The sequence below is a fragment of the Alteriqipengyuania triglochinis genome (assembly GCF_054655655.1).
The window spans coordinates 18,965-39,523 of record NZ_BAAHNC010000003.1 but is presented as its reverse complement, the minus strand read 5'-3'; the positions used below and the strand labels follow the sequence as shown (position 1 = coordinate 39,523).

Sequence of the window (20,559 nt, the reverse complement as noted above, 5' to 3'; positions counted from 1 at the left end):
TCTCTCTAGCCCCTCAGATGCCGCTCGTGACGTCGATGGAATCGCCGTCCTTCAGGGTCACGATCGCCTTCTTCACGTCGGTGCGCTTGTAGGGCTTGCCCCGCCAGCGCTTGGTCTTGCCCTTCGTGACGATGGTGTTCACGCCGACGACCTTCACGTCGAACAGCGCTTCCACCGCATCGCGGATCTGCGGCTTCGTGGAGTCGTTCGACACCTTGAAGACCACCGCGTTGTTCTCGCTCGCGAGGGTCGACTTCTCGGTAATGTGCGGCGCGAGGATCACGTCGTAGTGCCGCGCGTCGACTGCGTCTTTCTTAGCCATTGAAACGCGCCTCCAGCTTTTCGACCGCGTCCTTGGTGAGGACCAACGTGTCGTGCTTCAGGATGTCGTAGACGTTGGCGCCCATCGCCGGCATCACGTTGATGCCGGGCAGGTTGCCCGCTGCCAGACGGAAGCTGTCGTTCACCGCGTCACCGTCGATGAAGAGCACCTTGCCGTTGTAGCCCGCCTTGTCGAACTGGCCTTTGAGGGCCTTCGTCTTGGCATCCTTCAGCTCGAGGCTGTCGACGATCACGAGGCTGTCCTTGGCCTTGCTCGACAGCGCCATGCGCAGGCCGAGCGAACGGATCTTCTTGTTCAGCGACGGGTTGAAGTCGCGCTTGCGCGCACCGTGCGCCTTACCACCACCGATGAAGATCGGAGCGCCGCGATCGCCGTGACGAGCGCCGCCCGAACCTTTCTGACGGCCGAACTTCTTGCCAGTGCGGGCCACGTCGGAACGCTCACGCGTCGGACGGGCGGTCGCACGGCGCTTTTCGAGCTGCCAGGTGACCACGCGGTGGAGGATGTCGGCGCGAGGCTCGACACCGAACACGGCGTCATTGAGCTCGATCTCGCCGGCCTTGCCGCCGTCGATTTTCTGTACCGCGATCTTCACGATCAGGACTCCTTGCCTTCGGTGCCGTCGGCTTCCGCGCCGGCATCCTGCTGCTGCATCAGTTTCTGCTGCTGCTCAGGGCTGACTTCGGTGTGCACCTCGTGCTCCGCGCCGCCCTCGACCAGGCCTGCATCGGCATCGTCGCTCGAGGTTTCGTCGGCGTTGCGGCGCATCGCACCGGGGAACGGCGCGTCTTCGGGCCGCGGCACCTTCACCGCATCGGCAACCAGCATCCAGCTGTTCTTCGCGCCGGGAACCGAGCCCTTGACGAACAGCAGGCCACGCTCCGAGTCCGTCCGGACGATCTCGAGGTTCTGCTGCGTACGCTGACGGTCGCCCATGTGGCCGGCCATCTTCTTGTTCTTGAAGACGCGGCCGGGATCCTGGCGGTTACCGGTCGAACCATGCGAACGGTGCGACAGCGAAACGCCGTGCGTTGCGCGCAGACCGCCGAAGCCCCAACGCTTCATGGCACCCGCAAAGCCCTTGCCCTGCGTGTAACCCTGAACGTCGACCTTCTGGCCGGCGATGAAGTGGTCGGCGGTGATCGTCGCGCCGACGGGAAGGAGCGCGTCCTCACCCTCAACGCGGAATTCCGCGACCTTCATCTTCAGGCCCACTTCCGCCTTCGCGAAAGCTTCGCGCTGCGGCTTGTTGACATTCTTCTGCTTCGCCTCGCCCGAACCGACCTGGACGGACCAGTAGCCGTCGCGATCTTCGGTGCGATTGCCGGTGACCTGGCAGCCTTCCAGAGCGAGAACCGTCACGGGTACGTGACGTCCGTCCTCCTGGAACAGGCGGGTCATTCCGACTTTCTTGGCGATCACGCCAGTGCGCATCGTCTTGAACTCCTAAACAGAGGCACCCCGGCCCATCCGGGGTGCTTGCGGGCCGTTTTCAACCGGCCCCAGCCCAATTTGTGATGCGTCGCCCCGTCCGGGCTGATTGCGCGCCTCGGAAGGAGGAGCGCGAGACGGGGGACGCAGACCCGGCCAATCTCCCGAAGGAGTGGTCCGGCGGTATCCCGATGTCTTGCCTGGCCTTACGGCCCGGCGGGGCTATCGAGCGCCCTGAACTTCGCTGCCCGCTTAAGGTCCGGCAGCAGGACCGCGACGGCCCGCATCGGCGGGCCAGCGCAGCAAACTCTTAGGCGAGCTTGATTTCCACGTTCACGCCCGCGGCAAGGTCCAGCTTCATCAGCGCGTCGACCGTCTGGGCGTTGGGCTGCACGATGTCGAGCAGCCGCTTGTAGGTGCGCACCTCGAACTGCTCACGCGACTTCTTGTCGATGTGCGGGCCGCGGTTCACGGTGAACTTCTCGATGCGCGTCGGCATAGGAATGGGTCCGCGAATCAGCGCGCCGGTGCGACGTGCCGTATCCGCGATCTCGCCCGTTGCCTGGTCGAGCACGCGGTGATCGAAGGCCTTGAGGCGAATACGGATATTCTGTGCGTCCATGTCCTAGTCTACCGATGCGAAAGAGCCAAAAAGAGCCAGCCGACGATTGGGCCGCACCCTTCCAAAAAATAAAGAACCGCCCCACCAAACCGAAGTCTTCGGTGAGGGGCGGCCCTCGTGAAATCTGACCGGCGGGGAAGCGAATCCCCCGCCGGTGCAGGTGCCTATATTAGACAGTGATCTTGCTGACAACCCCCGAACCGACGGTGCGGCCACCTTCGCGGATAGCGAAGCGAAGACCTTCATCCATCGCGATCGGCGCGATCAGCTTGACCGAGATGGTCACGTTGTCGCCCGGCATCACCATTTCGGTGCCCTCGGGAAGGATCACTTCGCCGGTGACGTCGGTGGTGCGGAAGTAGAACTGCGGGCGGTAGTTGGCGAAGAACGGCGTGTGACGGCCACCTTCATCCTTCGACAGCACGTAGACTTCGGCGCTGAATTCGGTGTGCGGCGTAACCGAACCCGGCTTCGCGAGCACCTGGCCACGCTCCACGTCTTCGCGAGCGATACCGCGGATAAGCGCACCGATGTTGTCGCCCGCTTCACCGCGATCAAGCAGCTTGCGGAACATTTCGACGCCGGTGACGGTCGTCTTCGAGGTATCCTTGATACCGACGATTTCGACTTCGTCGCCCACGTTCACAACGCCGGTTTCGACACGCCCGGTCACAACCGTACCGCGACCCGAGATCGAGAACACGTCTTCGATCGGCATCAGGAAGGCCTGGTCGACCGGACGTTCCGGCTGCGGGATGTACTCGTCAACGGCCTTCATCAGCTCGATGATCGAATCCTTGCCGATGTTGTCGTCGCGACCTTCGAGCGCGGCGAGAGCCGAACCCTTGACGATCGGAATGTTGTCGCCGTCGAAATCGTAGTCGCTCAGCAGTTCGCGAACTTCCAGTTCAACGAGCTCGAGGATTTCCTCGTCGTCGACCTGGTCGACCTTGTTCAGGTACACGACCAGCGCCGGCACGCCGACCTGACGCGAGAGCAGGATGTGCTCGCGGGTCTGCGGCATCGGGCCGTCGGCAGCGTTCACCACCAGGATGGCGCCGTCCATCTGCGCCGCACCGGTGATCATGTTCTTCACATAGTCAGCGTGACCGGGGCAGTCGACGTGCGCATAGTGGCGCGCTTCGGTTTCGTACTCGACGTGCGCGGTCGAGATCGTGATGCCGCGCTCGCGCTCTTCGGGAGCTTTGTCGATGTTTGCGAAATCGACAGCCGCGCCGCCATAGGTTTCAGCCATCACCTTGGTGATTGCTGCGGTCAGCGTGGTCTTGCCGTGGTCGACGTGACCAATGGTGCCGATGTTGCAGTGCGGCTTGTTCCGCTCGAACTTTTCCTTCGCCATTTTCTCTAATTACCTCTGTCTGAAATGGGATTTGTGCGGGGAAAAGGCGGCGCCCGCTCAAAATCAGGCGCCGCCCCTAAACCTATCGCTCGCCTTAGGCAAGCTTCTCCTTGACCTCGGCTGCGACGTTCGCAGGCACTTCGTCGTAGTGCGAGAACTGCATCGAGTACTGTGCGCGCCCCTGGGTGAACGAGCGCAGTTCGTTGACGTAGCCGAACATGTTGGCCAGCGGAACGAACGCCTCGACCGCCTGCGCATTGCCGCGCGTGTCGGTGCCCTGGATCTGGCCACGACGGCTGTTGAGGTCGCCGATCACGTCGCCGAGATAATCCTCGGGAGTGACGACTTCCACCTTCATCACCGGCTCGAGCAGCTTGATGCCTGCCTTCTGTGCCGCTTCGCGCATGGCGCCGCGACCGGTGATTTCGAACGCCACCGTGCTCGAGTCGACATCGTGGTACTTACCGTCGAGCAGCTCGATGGTGAAGTCGATGATCGGGAAGCCGACCAGGTGACCGCTCTCCGCCTGCTCGCGCATGCCCTTCTCGACCGAAGGAATGTACTCGCGGGGGATGTTGCCGCCCTTGATCTGGTCGTCGAAGATGATGCCCTGGCCGCGTTCGCCCGGGACCACCTTGACCTTGGCTTCACCGAACTGACCCGAACCACCCGACTGCTTCTTGTGGGTGTAGGTGACTTCGACTTCCTTGGCGAGCGATTCGCGGTACGCCACCTGCGGCGCGCCGACGTTCGCTTCGACCTTGAACTCGCGCTTCATGCGATCGACGAGGATGTCGAGGTGAAGCTCGCCCATGCCCTTGATGATCGTCTGGCCCGATTCGTGGTCGGTGCTGACACGGAAGCTGGGATCCTCGGCGGCCAGGCGGTTGAGCGCGACGCCCATCTTTTCCTGGTCGGCCTTGGTCTTGGGCTCCACCGACAGTTCGATCACCGGCTCGGGGAATTCCATCCGCTCGAGAATGATTGGGTTGGCCGGGTCGCACAGCGTGTCGCCGGTCGTGGTTTCCTTCAGGCCCGCGATCGCGACGATGTCGCCCGCGAAGCCCTCTTCGATGTCCTCGCGGTTATTCGAGTGCATCAGCAGCATGCGGCCGATCTTTTCCTTCTTCTCCTTCACGGAGTTGAGGACCGAACCCTTCGCCAGCTTGCCCGAGTAGATGCGGGTAAAGGTCAGCGTGCCCACGAACGGGTCGTTCATGATCTTGAACGCCAGCGCGGAGAACGGCTCGTCGTCGCTCGACGGGCGAGTCGCCTCGGTCTCGCCGTCGGGCAGGACGCCCTTGATCGGCGGGACGTCGACCGGGCTCGGCATGTAGTCGACAACGGCGTCGAGCAGGGGCTGCACACCCTTGTTCTTGAACGCCGAGCCGCACAGCACGGGCACGAACGCGCGGGCCATGGTGCCCTTGCGGATCAGCTTCTTGAGCGTCGCGGCGTCGGGCTCGTTACCTTCGAGGTACTGCTCCATCACGTCGTCGTCCTGTTCGACGGCGGTCTCGATCAGCTTCTCGCGGTATTCGGCGGCCTTGTCCTTCAGGTCGTCGGGGATGTCGACATAGTTGAACTCGGCACCCAAGCCGTCGTTTTCCCACACGATCCCGCGGTTGTTGACGAGGTCGACCACGCCCTGCAGGTCGCTTTCCGCACCGATCGGCAGGTAAAGCACCAGCGGCGTCGCGCCGAGGCGTTCGACGATCGAGTCGACGCAGTAATAGAAATCGGCGCCGGTGCGGTCGAGCTTGTTGATGAAGCACATGCGCGGAACGCCGTACTTGTCGGCCTGGCGCCATACGGTTTCGGACTGCGGCTCCACGCCGGCCACACCGTCGAACACCGCCACGGCACCGTCGAGCACGCGCAGCGAGCGTTCGACTTCGATCGTGAAGTCGACGTGCCCGGGGGTGTCGATGATGTTGATGCGGTGCTTGGGACCCTGGCCGTCTTCGGCCGCCCAGAAGGTGGTCGTCGCGGCCGAGGTGATGGTGATCCCGCGTTCCTGCTCCTGCTCCATCCAGTCCATCGTCGCGGCACCATCGTGCACTTCGCCGATCTTGTAGGACTTGCCGGTGTAGTAGAGGATACGCTCGGTCGTGGTGGTCTTGCCGGCATCGATGTGTGCCATGATGCCGATATTGCGATAGCGCTCCAGCGGATAGTCGCGGGCCATTGTCAATTCCTCGGAAGAGTCAGAGTGAGGGGGAGCCGGATTAAGCCTCCCCCATATGGGGTCTTTTGTGACCGGATAAAGACGCGCCCGCCGCAAGGGCCGCGCGTCCCGACCCGTTTCCTACCAGCGGTAGTGGCTGAACGCGCGGTTCGCATCCGCCATGCGGTGCGTGTCTTCGCGCTTCTTGACCGCGTTGCCGCGGTTGTTCGCCGCATCCATCAGCTCGCCCGACAGGCGCGCGGCCATCGTCGTTTCGGGGCGACCGCGCGCGGCGGTGATCAGCCAGCGAATGGCGAGCGCCTGGGCGCGTTCGGGGCGGACTTCCACGGGCACCTGGTACGTCGCACCACCGACACGGCGGCTGCGCACTTCGACCTGCGGCTTGATGTTCTCGAGCGCGGCATGGAACAGTTCGACCGGGTTGGCCTTGGCCTTCGCCTCGACCGTGTCGAGCGCACCGTAGACGATCTTCTCGGCCACGGCCTTGCGGCCATCATACATCAGGTTGTTCATGAACTTGCTCAGCACCTGATCCTTGAACTTGGGATCGGGCAGGATTTCGCGCTTCTCTGGGCGACGACGACGTGACATTTTCTAAAACTCCAAACTCGGGAGCGAAGCGACCTCTTCAACCGTCATCCCCGCGCCAAATGAAACTTTGGGGGCGGGGACCCGGATAAGGCCTGCTGCTCCTGACAGACTTCCAACACACCCGGCCCCTCCCGCTATCTGGGCCCCTGCATGCGCAGGGGCGACGGGAGAGAGGGTGAAGCCCAACTTACTTCGGCCGCTTGGCACCATACTTGGAGCGCGACTGCTTGCGATCCTTGACGCCCTGCGTGTCGAGCACGCCGCGCAGCACGTGGTAGCGCACACCGGGAAGGTCGCGCACACGGCCGCCGCGGATCAGCACAACCGAGTGCTCCTGCAGGTTGTGGCCTTCACCCGGGATGTAGCTGATAACTTCGCGCTGGTTGGTCAGGCGAACCTTGGCCACCTTGCGCAGAGCCGAGTTCGGCTTCTTCGGGGTCGTCGTGTAGACGCGGGTGCAAACGCCGCGCTTCTGCGGGTTCTGCTCCATCGCAGGGACCTTGCTCTTGGCCTTCTGCGGGGTGCGGCCCTTGCGGACCAGCTGGTTGATCGTCGGCATTAAATTCTCTCTTCTGCCTGTTGGTTTCGAAAGACCTGCCCTCACCCGCTCATCCTGGGCCTGCCTGCCCCCGCGAAGGCGGGGGTCGAAGCAAGCCCGGGGCATGCGGAAAGGAGAGCAAGCCCCCATTCCCATGGATGGCTTCGCGCTTGCGATCGAATGGAGTGTATCGGGGTCGTGCATGCCGGCATGGCGAATGCGCATGAGCGCCGCCGCCTGGCGAAATCTCGCACGAGCCTGAAACGCTCCACCCGAACACGCCCGCGATGGGCCGCCCGGATTACTTTGACGGCTGCCCTCTCGAACGAGAAAGAGGCCGACGCGAATCGCGACAGCCCCGGGACAAAACCGGCAATGTTCAGCTCTGTAAGCCTTGGCGCGAGCTAGCCCTCGCCTCGGTTGGTGCTGCGCTTAGTTGGATTTGGGGGTTGGGTCAAGGCCGTCGGTTGGCGCTGCGGCGCTCAATTGGCGCAAGTGTTCGTCAAGCGCCAGCCCCAGATCCTGGTAGCGATACGGCCCGACATGATATTCGCGTACCGATCTCGCGGTCACTCCGAAAGGCAGTGTCGGCCCGGGCAGTTCGGGCGGATCGAGCGCGCCGCCCTCATCTTCCCATGCCTTCATCGGCTCCGCCGCCCCGGCAGCCTCCGATGGTTCGGAGTAGGAGCCATAGATGATGGTCGCGTGCCCCTGTGGCGGGGCGGGATCGCTGTCAGCACCGGCACTCGGTCGTACGTCGCGCAACGCGCGGATGCGCTCGGCATATTCGGCGACCTTGGCGAAATGGTCGTCGCGCGCGGCGGTATCGCCGGAAGCACTGGCCCGCATGACTGCGGCCTGATGCGCGTGAAGCAATTCGTTCAGTTCCATGGAAAACCCCCTAGGTGCCGTGCAAACCGGTAAGGCAGCGACCCCGGGCGCAGCGCATGCGCCGCACCCGGGGTCGCCATCGGATCAGGCCTTCTGGGGTTCCAGGTTGGTGGCCTGAGGCTTGGAGCCGCTGACCTGCTTCGTTTCGTAACCGAAGCGCTGGCCCTGCTTGGGCTCGGCAGCGTCACCCTTGAGGTCGGCCTTGGAGAAAGCGAGCGCATCGCCGCCCTTTTCGGGAGTGATCATGCCACTGCCCTTGCCGGTGTCGTAGCTGTGAATCTTGCCATAATGGGTCATGATTTTATCTTTCGATTTCGCGCAGGCGTTCATCAGCGACCGCTTGTGCGCGGGCTAAGAGGCGAAATGGAAAGAAGGAAGGGCAACTGGCCCTCGGGACCGTCGATCGCGACTGGTAGCTGACTAATAAATGGTGCCAATTCGCGCAGTTACAAGGTGCTGGCAGGGGCTACAGGCAAAGCACGTCGGCCGTCGCGATTTGCGACGGGCTCGGTAGATTACTTGCTATGGTCGGCTGTATAGGCATCGGCGGGAGCTAGTCATCGCCTCGGCTGGCGGTGCGGGTGGTTGGATTTGGGGCGGGCAAGGGGAACGGGCCGCTTTGCAATCAAACAAAAAAGTAATTGACGTCGTCGCGCGCAAACCGCTTGACCTTGGTCAAATCAGATAAGCGCGCCTTTAGAGCGCCGTATTCTATAGAAAACTGCGCCAAGACATCATCGACGTTTTCATCGCTCTGAAATCTCGATCTACTAACCAATGGACCAATTGTCGCCCGAAAGTACTCGTTCGCGTGTCGAGCTAGGGATTCAAGGTATGCCTCAGCATATCCTGCGTGAACAATTTGATTCCGCGCCCGATATATCCTCTCTATCTGCCAATTAACGCGATCTTCATGGGCGCAGAGATTCCTTCTATACTCCACCGGGTTTAGGAAGCGATCCCTGAATGACCAAAGGTGGTATTGAAGCAATGGGTTGGGCGCCGCATTCGCAAATAAGGCATTTTGATTCTCATCTTGATCTTCAGCTATAAGAAGTAAAGCAAATTTCAGCAAATTATTATCGTAATCGCTTTCAACATTCTCAACACAGCCTTCCAGGAATTCCCTGTCTTGCAATCTGCAATAAGAATAAACATAGTTAAGTATTCTGCGAACATACTTCAAGCATAATACCGGAACGATTGCTGACTTATAATGATTAATTCGAACCGATCCTCGGGGCGGATTCCTGATTAGTATTTCAAATGAGGACCAAATTGATATTATCGCGTTTTCGCCGTTTAAAGAGTTTTTCGCGATCTGTCCGTAAGAGAGAGAATTAAGAATCCTATCTGTTGAGTCCTCGTCGAAATTATTTACAATCTTCCTAGCTTGGTTCCGAACCTTGTTCGATGTCACCCCAGCAGAGTCGAGCTTGAATTCACGAAACATAGACTGGAAACGGCTTACCGAGGCACCGGATCGCGCTCGCGGCGTCCGAACATAAGCCCTCAAAGACCATCTTATTATCACGTGCGGCTGCACCAGGGATGTAAGCGCGTGCGTACTCTCCATTCGCTCATTGAAGAGCCTCACCGCCGAGTAGGGATCGTGCGCTTCCACAGCCATAGAGATCACCTTCGGATTCTCGCCAAGGGACTCATTTAAATTATCAATCCATGCTCGAACGTCCGCGGGAGCAGATTGGACATTTTGAACAGTCGGCCATTCATCACCGAGCTTGCGAACAAAATTGCCAGCCGCCTTCGGCGCCAATGCCCATACTACGTACTGCTTTTCATCACAGGTAAACTCACTTAGAAATTTTGAAATAGTCCGTTTCTCGACCTTTCCCAAATCTGATTTAAAAAATTTCTCCTGAACCCTATTCAGCAGATACGACCTCGAATAACCTTGGTTAATTAAGTGTGATAAGTAAGATGATATTGCAATTCGTAGCTTATGCCGGTCCGTTCTTATATTATAGTGCTCTACTATAAATTCTTTAAGATCATCCTTATATATGTCGCCTAATTTTGCAACAAAGTAACTTGCATGATGCACTATATCCGATAATGATCTTTTCTTACTTCCAAGATCCTGACAAATTTTTTCAAACGCATTTATCTCAAATGCATAGCTCTTTGAGACTATGATATCGTTCCGGAGAGTGGTCACGCATTCTTGAATGACTGACTCGGCAACCCGCTGGTCGACGCCGGCCTCTTGGACATCTTCACAAACGCGCATCACTTCATAGAGGACCTCTAATAGGTCCAAAGTCTTGACTCTAAAGCTAGGATTCTGCTGGGGGTCCAAAAGCTCAAACATCGTTTGCGCGATAAATTTGACCGATAGGGCGGTGTCAGAGTCCGGCCATTGATTCTTCGGATTTAGCATCGCTTCGGCCCCCTCTTCGTCCCACTCGTTGTATTCACTGTTTTTTTCGATATCCAGTGCTGCGAGTATGTGAAGTCCACAGCCATGCGCTGGGCAGGCCCAATTATTTCAGAACTCTTCCCGCTGTCCTACTCCCCCACATTCTGCAATCTACCTGCGGCTATGCCCCCCAATGAGTCATCCGCTGGGTCCGCCGAGGACCGTCGCTCGAACACGCCCTCCCCTGACCCACGCGATACAGGCTCCGCTTCGGGGCAGGCCGTCTGCCACCGGCGGACGGGTCGCCAGGCCACGTCTGCCGTAGCCTACACCGGCGAACTGCCCGAGGACGACGATCCGCTCCTCGCCTTTGCGCCCTACCTGCACACACATCCGCGCTCCAACTCGATCACGCCCGAGCGGCAGCGGCGGTTTATCGCGACGCTCGCCGCGACGGGCATCGTCACGCAGGCGGCGCGCTCCATCGGGAAGAGCATGGAGGCGCTCTACAAGCTGCGCAGCAAGCCGGGGGCGGAGGGGTTTGCCGCCGCGTGGGACGCGGCGCTGGAGCGGGGGATGCAGCGGCTGGAGGATTGTGCGCTCGAACGTGCGCTGCAGGGCACGCCCACGCCGATCGTCTCGGGCGGGAAGCTGCTCGGCACGTGGGACAAGCCGGACAACAACCTGCTGCGCTTCCTCCTCCAGCATCGCCTGCCCGCGCGCTACGCCAGCGACAGCCATGTCGCGCCCGGCCACCCGCTCTACGAGAGGGTCCGCGCGGAGGTGCTCGCGCAGATCGAGCGCGAAAATGCGAAGAGCGAGGCGGAGATCTTCGCCAGCCTCGAACGCAAGCTGGCGCTGATCCGCCGGCGGCGCGGGCCGGACGGGGTGATGCGCGTGACCTACGAGGGGCCGGGGCAGCCGGAAGAGGACGGTGCGGGTGGCGAAGAAGAGGGCGGCGGAGCGGCGGCGGGCGCGGCCGATGCGTCCGGCGGGGACGCGGCACAGGCGGACGGCGGAAAGGTCAGATAAAGCGGCGCACCACGTTCGGCTGCGCGGGCTTGCGGGCGCAGGGGCTTTCCGCCTCGCTCTCGCCTTCGGTCGGGGTGGGCGCGGGCTGCGGCGCGTCGCGCGACGCGGTCGGCCCGGTGGCGACATGGGCGAGCGATCCGTTCCCGTCGAGCAGCTGCATCAGCTTCGCGGGCGAGAGCGGCTTGTCGAACTTGATGCCGAGGACCGCATCCTCCTTGCGGATGACGCAGCAATTGTGAAACGCCTCGCCGTTCAGCTCGATCGTGCACAGCGTGCCCGGCTCGATTCCGCTCACCCCGTGGAGCGCGATGCCGGAGAGGGAGATGTTCTCGAGCTCGGCCCGCTGGGGCCCCGCGCCGGTCCATACGCGCACCGGCAGGTGCACGGGCACGCGGGTGGCGCGCGGGCGCGGCCACTCGATCTGGCAGACCGGGCCGGAAAGGTTGGCGACGCCGACATGCGTGCCCTTCACCCAGGCGACCCGCGCCTCGACCTCCTCGATCCCGTCCCACCAGTAGGTCACGATGTCGCCGACCTCGGGGGTGAAGAGCCCTTCGAACATCGCGCCGCCATCGCTCATATTGCGCAGGATCGCGGGGTGCGCTTCGCCCTGCCAGACCACGCAGCAGGTGCGGAAGGTGGCGATCTGCCGCTCGTTCCTGCGGCGATCGGAGCCCGACGCGGTGCCAGCCGCGTCATGGGACTCTGCAAGATGGTCGGGGCTCGCCATGGCAGGGGGTGGGGGCATCCTCGCTGGTCGTTATCGGGGGACTCGCGCCCCCTTACGTTGCGTCATCTTTCACATCGGTGGTTAGCAACAGGTTACCGCAGCCGGTGGGAATCACCCTGCGCAATGGTACCTATGACGGCGGCGAGTCGCTCAGGCAGCGGCCGTCAGCCAGGCGACGAGCGCGCGAACTTTCTTCTGCCGCCACTGCGGCGGCGGGGCGAGCAGCCAGTAGGACCGGCGGCCCGCGTCCGGCCCCGCGGTCACCGTGACGCTGCCCGCCGCGATCGCCTCTGCCGCCAGCGCATGCGGCAGACGCGCCGCGCCCATCCCCGCGACCACGCAGGCGAGCGCCTGCCCCGCGCTGCCCACGGCGATGCACGGCTCGCCCTCGCTTTCGGGTGCATCGGTCCACCCGTCGCCGGGCCAGCCGATCCTGCGCCCCTGCGCCTGCGGCGAATCCTTGGGCGCGACGGTGACCCATTGCGGCTGGGTCAGCTGTTCACCCGGATATTCGCCCGGCCCCTCCGCCAGCCAGATCGCGAGGTCGAGATTGGCCTCGGAGAAATCCGCCCTCTCCCGCTCGCGCAGCTGGAAGCGGCTGTTCGGATGCTCCGCCTGGAACGCGGCGAGCCGCGGGGCGAGCCAGCTTTCGAGGATGCCGCGCGGCGCGCCGAGGGCATAGCGGTCGACCGCCTGCCCCGCCTGCATCGCGGCGACGCTCTCCTCGAACCGCAGGAAGCCGTCGCGCAGCGAATCGAGCCCCGCCTCGCCCTCCTCGGTCAGTTCGAGCCCCTTGCTCGTGCGCCGGAACAGGACCGTGCCGAGGTGATCCTCGAGCGCGCGGATCTGCTGGCCGACCGCGGCGGGCGTCACCGCCAGCTCGTCCGCCGCCTTGGTGAAGGAGAGGTGCCGCGCGGCGGCATCGTACACGCGCAGGGCGTTGAGGGGCAGGAGCGTGCGCTTCATATCGCGCCAACCGCTAGCCAGCGAGGGCGCGTGCGGCAAGCCGGGTTACGCTCTCGACACCCGCGATCCGCGCGGAGGCTTCGGACCGAAAGCGGACTGTTCGGCCTCCGTGATCGAGCTGAAAAAAGCCGACATTCTGAAAGCGGCCGTAGCAGGTAATCCAGATTGCCGTCGTGAGCCGCGCTCTATCGTCTATGATGGCCGCTGCTCGCTCGACGTTCTGCCGTCTTCCTTTCAAAAGACCGGATCAAGCAAGTTGAGCGAGCCGATTCAAAAGCGAGTGCACCGCCCGAATTTGGACGGTGCACACACTCTTTCTCTTATGGCTTACGTAAATCCCGCGATCAGAACTGCGCGCGAACGCCCAGGCTGATCCGGCTGCCCGAAAACTCGTAGGTCGTCGGGAAGGACGGATCGATCGTGTAGCCGGTGGTTGCCTCGTCCGTCAGGTTGATCGCCTGCAGTTCCAGCCGGAAATTGGGCGTGACCTGATAGCTCGCCGCGAAGTCGAACTGGCCGTACGCATCGCGATAGACCGGGTACATGTTCCGCTCGATCCGCTCCACGTAGGCGCCCTTGCGGTTGTAGCTGAGGCGGACCTGCAGCGGACCACCATCGTAGAACGCGGTGACGTTGTAGACATTGTCTGCCAGCCCAACCGGCGAGGTCGGAACATCAATGTCCGATTCCCCGGTCAGCGAACTGTCGAGGAAGGTGACGTTGGCGTTGATGCCGAAGCCTTCGAGCGCCGGCACGACCGCGCCGAACGGCAGGACCGCGACCAGTTCCACACCGCTGACATCGTAGGAGCCTTCTGCATTGACCGGCTGGTAGACGTCGAAATCATACACACCGTCGATCGTGCCGTTGGCGTTGTACTTGGTCACGTCGCGAACCACCCCGGTCAGCTCGTTCTGGACGACGCCTTCGATGTTCTTCCAGAAGTAGGATGCGGCCAGCAGCCCGCCGAACCCGAAATAATATTCCAGGCCCGCTTCCCACTGGTCGGCATAGGTCGGCTTGAGGTTCGGGTTGCCGTCGGTAAAGCGGAACTCGTTGAAGCTGGCGGTGCGCTTGTATGCCAGATCGGTCAGCGCCGGGCGGATCAGGGTCTGCGAAGCCGCGCCGCGCAGTATCAGCCCGTCAAACAGCTCGGCAGTCGCGTTGATGGCGGGCAGGATCTTGTCGTACTCGCCCTCGCTCGAAACGGGCTCGTCCGAATAGCCGGTCGACCCGTCCGGGTTCTGGATCTGGAAGTACCCCGCCGAGCGCACGTCGGTTTTGACGTAGCGTGCGCCTGCGTTGATGAAGACCGGCACCGGTCCCAGGTCGAAATCGAAATCGGCCATCGCGTAGGCGGCCCAGGTCTTCTCCTCGACCCGGTAGTAGGCCCCCTCGTCGAACGGCGAGACGAACCCGTCGGGGCGGAAGAAATCGCGCGCGTATTCGTTGGACACCTGCGCCCACGTCAGGTCGCGTGCCTGGTAATCCTTGCCGCCGACGATATCGATCACGTCCTGCAATTCGCTGTCCGCAAGCGTGCGCTCGTTGACGTAGGAGCTGTCACCACGGGTCGGGCCCTGGATCTTCTCTTCGCCGTAATTGCGCTCTTTCGTCTTGTCGGTGTAGCGCGCGCCGATCCGGATGGCGCTGAGGCCCAGCAGTCCGCCCCGCTCGAACGAGCGACCCAGATCGATCTGCGCGGCGTACTTGTCGTCCGAGATTTCCTCGTACGTCGTCTCATAGGCTTCGAAGAGATAGGAAGCGGGCGAGTTGTACATGTCGATCGTGTTCGGATCGTCGCTCGGGATCGTCTCGCCGCCGGTCTCGGTATAGCGGGTGCGCGACGGCGCGTAAGCCACGTGTTTGAGATTGGCATGGTCGAGCGACTTGTCGGCACCCGAATAGCCGCCGAGAATGTCGATCGACCAGTCACCCGGGGTCCAGTTCAGCTCACCACCGAACTGCCGGTAATCGGTTTCGTTGAGGCGTTCCTTGCTCAGGAACTCATGCTGGGTCGCGGTGTAGGACACATCGCGCAGGACCACGATGCCGTAATCGGCGAGCGTGGTGTCATCGTAGTCGTGAATAGTGTCGAGCGTGGAGCGGCTCGATGCCGAATAGGCGGCGGCGTCGTATTCGTCCTCTGTCGTGTCGTAGGAGCCGATGAAGCCGTCGAACGTCACGCTCAGATCGTCACTCGGCTTGTACTGGAGCGAACCGGAGAAACCCAGGCGTTCCTGGTCGTTCAGATACACCCGGTCGCCGACCTTATCGAGGAAGACGATTCGGGCGGTCTGATCGTCGTCATCCGGATCGAGCGTGATCCCCACGTCGCGTTCCAGCACGGCGATCGCCTGGTCTGTCTGCGCGTTGCCGCGATCGGTCCAGCGCGAGATCGGGCGGAAATTGATGCCTGAATTGGAATCGGTGCGGTTGGTCCGCTGGCCGTAAGCGGCCGACAGCAGCACGCCGAAATCGCCCCAGGTGTTGCTGACGAGCAGCGAGGCCTGCGGATCCACCTTCTCCGAAATCGAGTTGTACGCGCCCTCGACCGAGCCGACCACGCGCGTGCCCGAGTAATCGAACGGGCGTGCGGTGCGGATGGCGACGCTGCCGGCAATGCCGCCTTCTTCCTGCGCCGCCGTGGGCGACTTGTAGACCGTGACGGTCTGGATCAGTTCGGACGCGAACATGTCGAACTCGACGTCGCGCCCGCCCGAGCCGGAAGCGGTGGCCAGGTCGTTGATCTGAACATGCGTGAACTCGGTCGGCAGACCGCGCACGTTGACCCGCGTGCCCAGGCCCTTGTCGCGCTCGATCGTCACGCCGGGGACGCGTTGCAACGCTTCCGACAGGTTCTGTTCGGGGAAGTCGGCAATATCGGTGGCGACGATCGAGTCGGAAAAGCCGATCGTATCGCGCTTGATGTCGATCGCGCGCTCGAGCGCCTGGCGGTATCCGCTGACGACGATCACGTTGTCTTCGCCAGCGGGGGCTTCGACCGACGCGTCTTCGTCGTCGGGCATTTCCTGGGCGGTTTGGGCGGCCACAGGGGCTGCGGCGAGCGCGACGAGCGCTGCTCCCCCGAGCAGCCTCGCAGCACGGCGAACTGGTGTTGGCTTCACAAGCATTTCAATCGATCCCTTGTTTTTAAGTCGGACAGCGCCGACGGCGCACCGCCCAGGCTTCCTCGCCCGATGCCTTGTTCCGCTCGCCCCTGCCGGGCGGCGGAGATCTTCTTTTTTCTTATTGGTTGCCGCAGCCTTCCGGTGCGGGTGCGGCGGCACGCGCTGCGACAAGCTCCTTGCGCGCAGCTTCGAGATCGTCGCGGAATTCCTCCGAATTCATCTCCGCGGCGAAGATCACCGCGCCTGCCAGCGTTCCCGCCTCGGCCGCGCTCTGGGTGTGCGAACCGCACACCCAGCGACTTTCGCCGAACTCGCGGCCCCGTGCGAGCAACTGCGTCACGCGATCGGGTGCGAGAGCCGCAAGGATCATGGCGACATGCTGGCCATGCGCGGCATGGCCGGATGGGTAGTCGCCATTGCCTGCAAGATGCTCGGTCCGTGCCTCGCAGATCGGAAGGTCGCTATCGAGCCACGGACGCTTGGACTGATAGTGACGCTTGGCGTCGCCGACTACGCGGCGGTCGTTCCCCGCCCTTTCGATCAGATGGTGAAGCGCAGGGACGTCCTCTTCGTCCAGCCGGGCCCCGAGCGCGCACGAGAAATGATCGAGCATGCCACCACGCACGTCGCTGGTGGCAAGGTCCCACCGGGGCGTTCCTTCCAGCTCGCGGCTCTCGCGGTATATTCGCCGGTCGGCATCGGCCCGCGCTGAATCCGGGGCTGGCGGGGGCGGAAGAACCTCGACCAGGTCGGGCCGCAGTTCGGGACTGAGATACCCGTCTTGCGTCGTCTGCGATCCGGCGGGCGCAGCGGCCCCGATCGCCAAGAAAAGCAGCATGATCGCTTTGCGCACCGTCGCCTCCGAGGCCCTGTGAAGCTCTGGGGCGCCCAGTGGCGGGAGGTTATTACATCCTCAAGACGGTTCGCGGCATGCCGATGCAAATTCCCTGATTATGGCGCATAGCTCTGAGACTGCTTCATGCTGAACGAACGGCAGTTTTCGGGTCGTAGCGGGGCCGATCGCATGACAGCAATTGGGGCGCAAAGCAGTCGCAGGCTCTCACTTCGCGCTCCCTCACCTCGGGGTTGCCGAGCGCGCGTGCCCTAATGCGCGGTGGCAGGTGCCGCCAGCGGGAAGAAGGGGATGCGCACCTCGATCGGCGATCCGTCCTCGCGGTGGAAGGTGTAGAAGCCTTCCATCGATCCGAACGGCGTCGTCAGCGGGCAGCCGGAGACGTAATCGTGGCTGCGCCCCGGCGTCAGCACCGGCTGTTCGCCGACCACGCCTTCGCCATCGACATGCCGCACGAGGCCCTGCGCATCGGTAATCCGCCAGTGGCGGGTCATCAGCTGCACCCGCTCGTGCGAGGCGTTCTCGATCCGGATGTGGTAGATCCAGAACCACTTGCCGTTCGCAGGGTCGCTCTGCTCCGGCAGGAAGTTAACCGTGACCCGGACGGTGATATCCTCGGTCGTGGCGGCATGGTCGAACAGGTTCTTCATCACGAGTCGGGAGCCTAATGGCTTTGCGGGAGAGGGCAAGGCGCTCTTGCGGGCAGGTGCCCGCACCAGCGCACGGCCGAGCTCCCCCCGCAGGCTAGCTCTTGCCGAAATCCGCCCGCGTGCCATGCGCCGAAATCGCGGCACACAGGCGGCGCAGCGCCACCGCATAGGCGGCAGTGCGCATATCGGTGTCGCACTCCTGCATCACCTCGCGCACATTTTCGGACGCTTCGGCGATCGTGTCTTCGAGGTAATCGTCGACATCGTCCGCGTTCCAGTCGATCCCCTGGCGGCCCTGCACCCACTCGGCATGGCTGATCGTGACCCCGCCGCCATTGGCGAGGATATCGGGCACCACTTCGATCCCCGCATCCTGCAGGGCCTTGTCCGCGGCGGGCAGGACCGGGCGGTTGGCCAGTTCGACGATCGCCTTGCACTTGAGCGTGTGGGCATCGTCTTCATCGGCGATCACCCCGCCCAGCGCGGCAAGCACCAGCACATCGCATTCGGTCGCAAGCACGGCTTCGGGATCGTCGGAGGACTGCGCGTTGCCGCCGTCATAGGCGCCTACCTTGCCCTGCTCCTCCTTCACCTCGGCCAGCTTCTCGATATCGAGCCCGTCGGGATCGGACACCGTGCCCGAGGAATCGGCGACCGCGACGATGGTATGCCCGGCATCGGCGGCGGCCTTGGCGAACCACAGGCCGGCATTGCCGAAGCCCTGCAGCGCGATCGTCAGGCCGCCCTCTTCGCCCAGCCCGGCAAGATCGCGCATTTCCTCCAGCGCGATATGCGCGCCGCGCCCGGTCGCGGGCGTGCGCCCGGGCATCCCGCCCAGCGCCACGGGCTTGCCGGTGAAGGCATGCGGCTGGATTGAGCCCGCGATCTCCGAATATTCGGAGACCATCCACGCCATCTCGCGCTCGCCGGTGGCGACATCGGGCGCGGGCACGTCGCGATTCGGCCCGAGGATTTTCGCCATCGCGCGGACATAGCCGCGCGCCACACGCTCCTTCTCCATCGTCGAGAGGTCGTGCGCATCGACCTCTACCCCGCCTTTCCCGCCACCGAAGGGCAGTCCCATCAGCGCGCATTTCATGGTCATCAGGAAGGCGAGCGTCTCGACCTCGTCGAGGTGGACGGATGGGTGGAAACGGATGCCGCCCTTGGTCGGGCCGAGCGCGGAATTGTACCGGCAGCGCCAGCCCTTGAGCGTCAGCGAGGAGCCATCGTCGCGGCGGATACTGACCGAGGCGGACAGCGTCTCGATCGGGTTCTCGAGATGCGCGACGACTTCCTTGTCGAGCCCGACCATCTCCGCCGCCCGCGTCATCCGCTCCTGCGCCGCTGCCAGATGTTCACCCATGTGTGTCGTCTCCTGTTCTTTTCTGCTGTCACAGGAGAGAACGTGAGTGGGCGGGGCCGTTCCGGGATGTTCCCAAAGGACGGGGTGGATCGCGCGAGGTTCCATGTCCCGTCGGCTCTGGGGACACCGCGCTTGAAGAGGAGCATCGGCCCCGGATCCAGTCCGGGGCGACGTCGAGTTTATGGCGCTCCCTGTCCTTGCCGTCGGCCCGGGCTTGACCCGGCGTTGGTGCTTTCCTTGAGTTGGCGCTGAAAGCCCCGAACAAGCCGACCGGTCAGAACCCCGCCGCGCCCAGCGCCCTGTCCATATCCTCGCGGATATCCTCGATATCCTCGAGCCCCACGTTGATCCGCACCAGCCCCTCGGTCACGCCCATCTCGGTGCGCGCTTCCTCGGTCAGGCCTGCATGCGTCGTGCTCGCCGGGTGGCAGGCGAGGCTGCGCGAATCGCCGATATTGTTCGACAGGTCGATCAGCTCGAGCGCGTCGAGCAGTGCGTGCGCCTTTTCGCGGCTGCCGAGGTCGAAGGCGAAGATCGGGCCGGTGGCGGGCATCTGTTTCAGCGCGAGCGCGTGGCGCGGGTGGCTCTCCAGCCCCGGGTGGAGCATGCGCGGCACGCGCGGCTCCATCATCCGGCCCAGCGCCACCGCATTCTGGCTCTGCCGGTGGGCCCGCAGGTCGAGCGTTTCGAGCCCCTTATGCACGACCCAGGCGTTGAAGGGCGAGAGGTTGGGCCCGGTGTTGCGCTGGAAGGGCAGCAGCACCTCGTCGATCCATTCCCGCGTACCGCACACCGCACCCGCGAGCACGCGGCCCTGCCCGTCCATCAGCTTGGTCGCGCTGTAGGCGACCACGTCGGCGCCGAATTCCATCGGCCGCTGGAGCGCGGGCGAGGCGAAGGCATTGTCGACCACCGTGGTGATCCCGTGCGCCTTCGCCAGCGCGCAGACATGTTCCAGATCGACGATGTCGAGCGTGGGGTTGGCGGGGGTTTCGAAGAAGAAGACCTTGGTATTGGGCCGGATCGCGGCTTCCCATGCGTCGTTGTCCGCGCTGTCGATCACCGTGGTTTCGATCCCGAAGCGCGGCAGCAGGTTGTCGACCAGCCAGCGGCAGCTGCCGAAGGCGGCGCGTGCGGCAACGCAGTGGTCGCCCGTGTTGAGCTGGCACAGCAGCGCGGCGGTCATTGCGGCCATGCCACTCGCCTGCACCCGGCACGCTTCCGCGCCCTCCATCAGCGCGATGCGTTCTTCCAGCATCGCGACGGTCGGGTTCTGGAGCCGCGAATAGGTCATCCCCTCGGCCTCGCCCGCGAAGCGCGCGGCGACTTCGGCTGCGTTGTCGTAGGTATAGCCTGAGGTGAGGAACATCGCCTCGCTCGTCTCGCCATGTTCGCTGCGCCAGGTGCCGCCGCGCACGGCCTGCGTTGCGGGGCGCCACTTCTGTGTGACGGAGCGATCCATACCGGCAGTCTTCTTCATGGGCCCA

Annotated in this window: 19 protein-coding genes; 1 reads left to right on the top strand and 18 read right to left on the bottom strand. The window is 63.2% G+C overall.

The features are described 5' to 3' along the window. Window positions 1–13: 13 nt before the first annotated feature. From ACYQ0L_RS10335 to ACYQ0L_RS10285, 11 genes are all read right to left on the bottom strand, one after another. On the bottom strand, window positions 14–322 hold the full coding sequence (locus tag ACYQ0L_RS10335; protein ID WP_459789073.1) for a 50S ribosomal protein L23: 309 nt from the start codon (window positions 320–322) through the stop codon (window positions 14–16). Next, on the bottom strand, window positions 315–938 hold the full coding sequence (rplD, locus tag ACYQ0L_RS10330) for a 50S ribosomal protein L4 (RefSeq protein ID WP_459789072.1): 624 nt from the start codon (window positions 936–938) through the stop codon (window positions 315–317). The genes ACYQ0L_RS10335 and rplD overlap by 8 nt, the downstream gene beginning before the upstream one ends. Before the next feature lie 2 nt (window positions 939–940). Beyond that, window positions 941–1,777 (bottom strand): 50S ribosomal protein L3, encoded by an 837-nt coding sequence (gene rplC / locus ACYQ0L_RS10325; RefSeq protein WP_459789071.1) that lies wholly within the window; start codon window positions 1,775–1,777, stop codon window positions 941–943. Between the two features lie 307 nt (window positions 1,778–2,084). Then, window positions 2,085–2,396: a 30S ribosomal protein S10 gene (gene rpsJ, locus ACYQ0L_RS10320; protein WP_120078130.1), complete on the bottom strand. Its 312-nt coding sequence runs from the start codon at window positions 2,394–2,396 to the stop codon at window positions 2,085–2,087. 169 nt (window positions 2,397–2,565) lie between these two features. After that, window positions 2,566–3,756 (bottom strand): elongation factor Tu, encoded by a 1,191-nt coding sequence (tuf, locus tag ACYQ0L_RS10315; protein WP_459789069.1) that lies wholly within the window; start codon window positions 3,754–3,756, stop codon window positions 2,566–2,568. A 94-nt stretch (window positions 3,757–3,850) separates the two neighbouring features. After that, window positions 3,851–5,944, bottom strand: a complete 2,094-nt coding sequence (gene fusA / locus ACYQ0L_RS10310; protein WP_459789068.1) for an elongation factor G — start codon at window positions 5,942–5,944, stop codon at window positions 3,851–3,853. Between the two features lie 120 nt (window positions 5,945–6,064). Further along, window positions 6,065–6,535: a 30S ribosomal protein S7 gene (gene rpsG / locus ACYQ0L_RS10305; protein ID WP_459789067.1), complete on the bottom strand. Its 471-nt coding sequence runs from the start codon at window positions 6,533–6,535 to the stop codon at window positions 6,065–6,067. A gap of 187 nt (window positions 6,536–6,722) precedes the next feature. Further along, a complete protein-coding gene (rpsL, locus tag ACYQ0L_RS10300; RefSeq protein ID WP_007164630.1) occupies window positions 6,723–7,094 on the bottom strand; it encodes a 30S ribosomal protein S12 in 372 nt (123 codons plus the stop codon). Between the two features lie 411 nt (window positions 7,095–7,505). After that, window positions 7,506–7,964: a hypothetical protein gene (locus ACYQ0L_RS10295; protein WP_459789066.1), complete on the bottom strand. Its 459-nt coding sequence runs from the start codon at window positions 7,962–7,964 to the stop codon at window positions 7,506–7,508. Between the two features lie 84 nt (window positions 7,965–8,048). After that, window positions 8,049–8,261, bottom strand: a complete 213-nt coding sequence (locus tag ACYQ0L_RS10290; protein ID WP_459789065.1) for a cold-shock protein — start codon at window positions 8,259–8,261, stop codon at window positions 8,049–8,051. A 328-nt stretch (window positions 8,262–8,589) separates the two neighbouring features. After that, entirely contained in the window at window positions 8,590–10,365 is a 1,776-nt protein-coding gene (locus ACYQ0L_RS10285; protein WP_459789064.1) for a hypothetical protein, read from the bottom strand. Between the two features lie 162 nt (window positions 10,366–10,527). Here ACYQ0L_RS10285 and ACYQ0L_RS10280 point away from each other — a divergent pair, with 162 nt between their 5' ends. Continuing rightward, window positions 10,528–11,376, top strand: a complete 849-nt coding sequence (locus ACYQ0L_RS10280; protein WP_459789063.1) for a hypothetical protein — start codon at window positions 10,528–10,530, stop codon at window positions 11,374–11,376. Here the strand turns inward: ACYQ0L_RS10280 and ACYQ0L_RS10275 are convergent. The 7 genes from ACYQ0L_RS10275 to ACYQ0L_RS10245 form a co-directional block, all read right to left on the bottom strand. After that, complete coding sequence (locus tag ACYQ0L_RS10275; RefSeq protein ID WP_459789062.1) at window positions 11,369–12,124, bottom strand: PilZ domain-containing protein; 756 nt, start codon at window positions 12,122–12,124, stop codon at window positions 11,369–11,371. The two genes, ACYQ0L_RS10280 and ACYQ0L_RS10275, sit on opposite strands and share 8 nt — an antisense overlap. Window positions 12,125–12,256: 132 nt before the next feature. Then, window positions 12,257–13,072, bottom strand: a complete 816-nt coding sequence (locus ACYQ0L_RS10270) for a LysR family transcriptional regulator (RefSeq protein WP_459789061.1) — start codon at window positions 13,070–13,072, stop codon at window positions 12,257–12,259. Window positions 13,073–13,416: 344 nt separating this feature from the next. Next, complete coding sequence (locus ACYQ0L_RS10265; protein WP_459789060.1) at window positions 13,417–16,101, bottom strand: TonB-dependent receptor; 2,685 nt, start codon at window positions 16,099–16,101, stop codon at window positions 13,417–13,419. A gap of 220 nt (window positions 16,102–16,321) precedes the next feature. After that, the gene (locus tag ACYQ0L_RS10260) at window positions 16,322–17,041 is read right to left on the bottom strand and encodes an acid phosphatase (RefSeq protein WP_459789059.1); all 720 of its coding nucleotides are present in this window, start codon (window positions 17,039–17,041) and stop codon (window positions 16,322–16,324) included. Between the two features lie 266 nt (window positions 17,042–17,307). Next, a complete protein-coding gene (apaG, locus tag ACYQ0L_RS10255) occupies window positions 17,308–17,706 on the bottom strand; it encodes a Co2+/Mg2+ efflux protein ApaG (protein ID WP_459789057.1) in 399 nt (132 codons plus the stop codon). 94 nt (window positions 17,707–17,800) lie between these two features. Beyond that, on the bottom strand, window positions 17,801–19,072 hold the full coding sequence (locus ACYQ0L_RS10250; RefSeq protein ID WP_459789056.1) for a Glu/Leu/Phe/Val family dehydrogenase: 1,272 nt from the start codon (window positions 19,070–19,072) through the stop codon (window positions 17,801–17,803). A 274-nt stretch (window positions 19,073–19,346) separates the two neighbouring features. After that, a complete protein-coding gene (locus tag ACYQ0L_RS10245; RefSeq protein WP_459789055.1) occupies window positions 19,347–20,552 on the bottom strand; it encodes a trans-sulfuration enzyme family protein in 1,206 nt (401 codons plus the stop codon). Window positions 20,553–20,559: the final 7 nt, after the last annotated feature.

What these genes read in the sequence shown, in the direction of transcription:
- fusA (WP_459789068.1), bottom strand. Translation starts at nt 5,944, where the DNA reads ATGGCCCGCGACTATCCGCTGGAGCGCTATCGCAATATCGGCATCATG.
- apaG (WP_459789057.1), bottom strand. Translation starts at nt 17,706, where the DNA reads ATGAAGAACCTGTTCGACCATGCCGCCACGACCGAGGATATCACCGTC.
- rpsJ (WP_120078130.1), bottom strand. Translation starts at nt 2,396, where the DNA reads ATGGACGCACAGAATATCCGTATTCGCCTCAAGGCCTTCGATCACCGC.
- ACYQ0L_RS10245 (WP_459789055.1), bottom strand. Translation starts at nt 20,552, where the DNA reads ATGAAGAAGACTGCCGGTATGGATCGCTCCGTCACACAGAAGTGGCGC.
- rpsG (WP_459789067.1), bottom strand. Translation starts at nt 6,535, where the DNA reads ATGTCACGTCGTCGTCGCCCAGAGAAGCGCGAAATCCTGCCCGATCCC.
- tuf (WP_459789069.1), bottom strand. Translation starts at nt 3,756, where the DNA reads ATGGCGAAGGAAAAGTTCGAGCGGAACAAGCCGCACTGCAACATCGGC.
- rplC (WP_459789071.1), bottom strand. Translation starts at nt 1,777, where the DNA reads ATGCGCACTGGCGTGATCGCCAAGAAAGTCGGAATGACCCGCCTGTTC.
- ACYQ0L_RS10260 (WP_459789059.1), bottom strand. Translation starts at nt 17,041, where the DNA reads ATGCTGCTTTTCTTGGCGATCGGGGCCGCTGCGCCCGCCGGATCGCAG.
- ACYQ0L_RS10250 (WP_459789056.1), bottom strand. Translation starts at nt 19,072, where the DNA reads ATGGGTGAACATCTGGCAGCGGCGCAGGAGCGGATGACGCGGGCGGCG.
- ACYQ0L_RS10265 (WP_459789060.1), bottom strand. Translation starts at nt 16,101, where the DNA reads ATGCCCGACGACGAAGACGCGTCGGTCGAAGCCCCCGCTGGCGAAGAC.
- ACYQ0L_RS10295 (WP_459789066.1), bottom strand. Translation starts at nt 7,964, where the DNA reads ATGGAACTGAACGAATTGCTTCACGCGCATCAGGCCGCAGTCATGCGG.
- ACYQ0L_RS10280 (WP_459789063.1), top strand. Translation starts at nt 10,528, where the DNA reads ATGCCCCCCAATGAGTCATCCGCTGGGTCCGCCGAGGACCGTCGCTCG.
- ACYQ0L_RS10270 (WP_459789061.1), bottom strand. Translation starts at nt 13,072, where the DNA reads ATGAAGCGCACGCTCCTGCCCCTCAACGCCCTGCGCGTGTACGATGCC.
- ACYQ0L_RS10335 (WP_459789073.1), bottom strand. Translation starts at nt 322, where the DNA reads ATGGCTAAGAAAGACGCAGTCGACGCGCGGCACTACGACGTGATCCTC.
- ACYQ0L_RS10290 (WP_459789065.1), bottom strand. Translation starts at nt 8,261, where the DNA reads ATGACCCATTATGGCAAGATTCACAGCTACGACACCGGCAAGGGCAGT.
- ACYQ0L_RS10275 (WP_459789062.1), bottom strand. Translation starts at nt 12,124, where the DNA reads ATGCCCCCACCCCCTGCCATGGCGAGCCCCGACCATCTTGCAGAGTCC.
- ACYQ0L_RS10285 (WP_459789064.1), bottom strand. Translation starts at nt 10,365, where the DNA reads ATGCTAAATCCGAAGAATCAATGGCCGGACTCTGACACCGCCCTATCG.
- rpsL (WP_007164630.1), bottom strand. Translation starts at nt 7,094, where the DNA reads ATGCCGACGATCAACCAGCTGGTCCGCAAGGGCCGCACCCCGCAGAAG.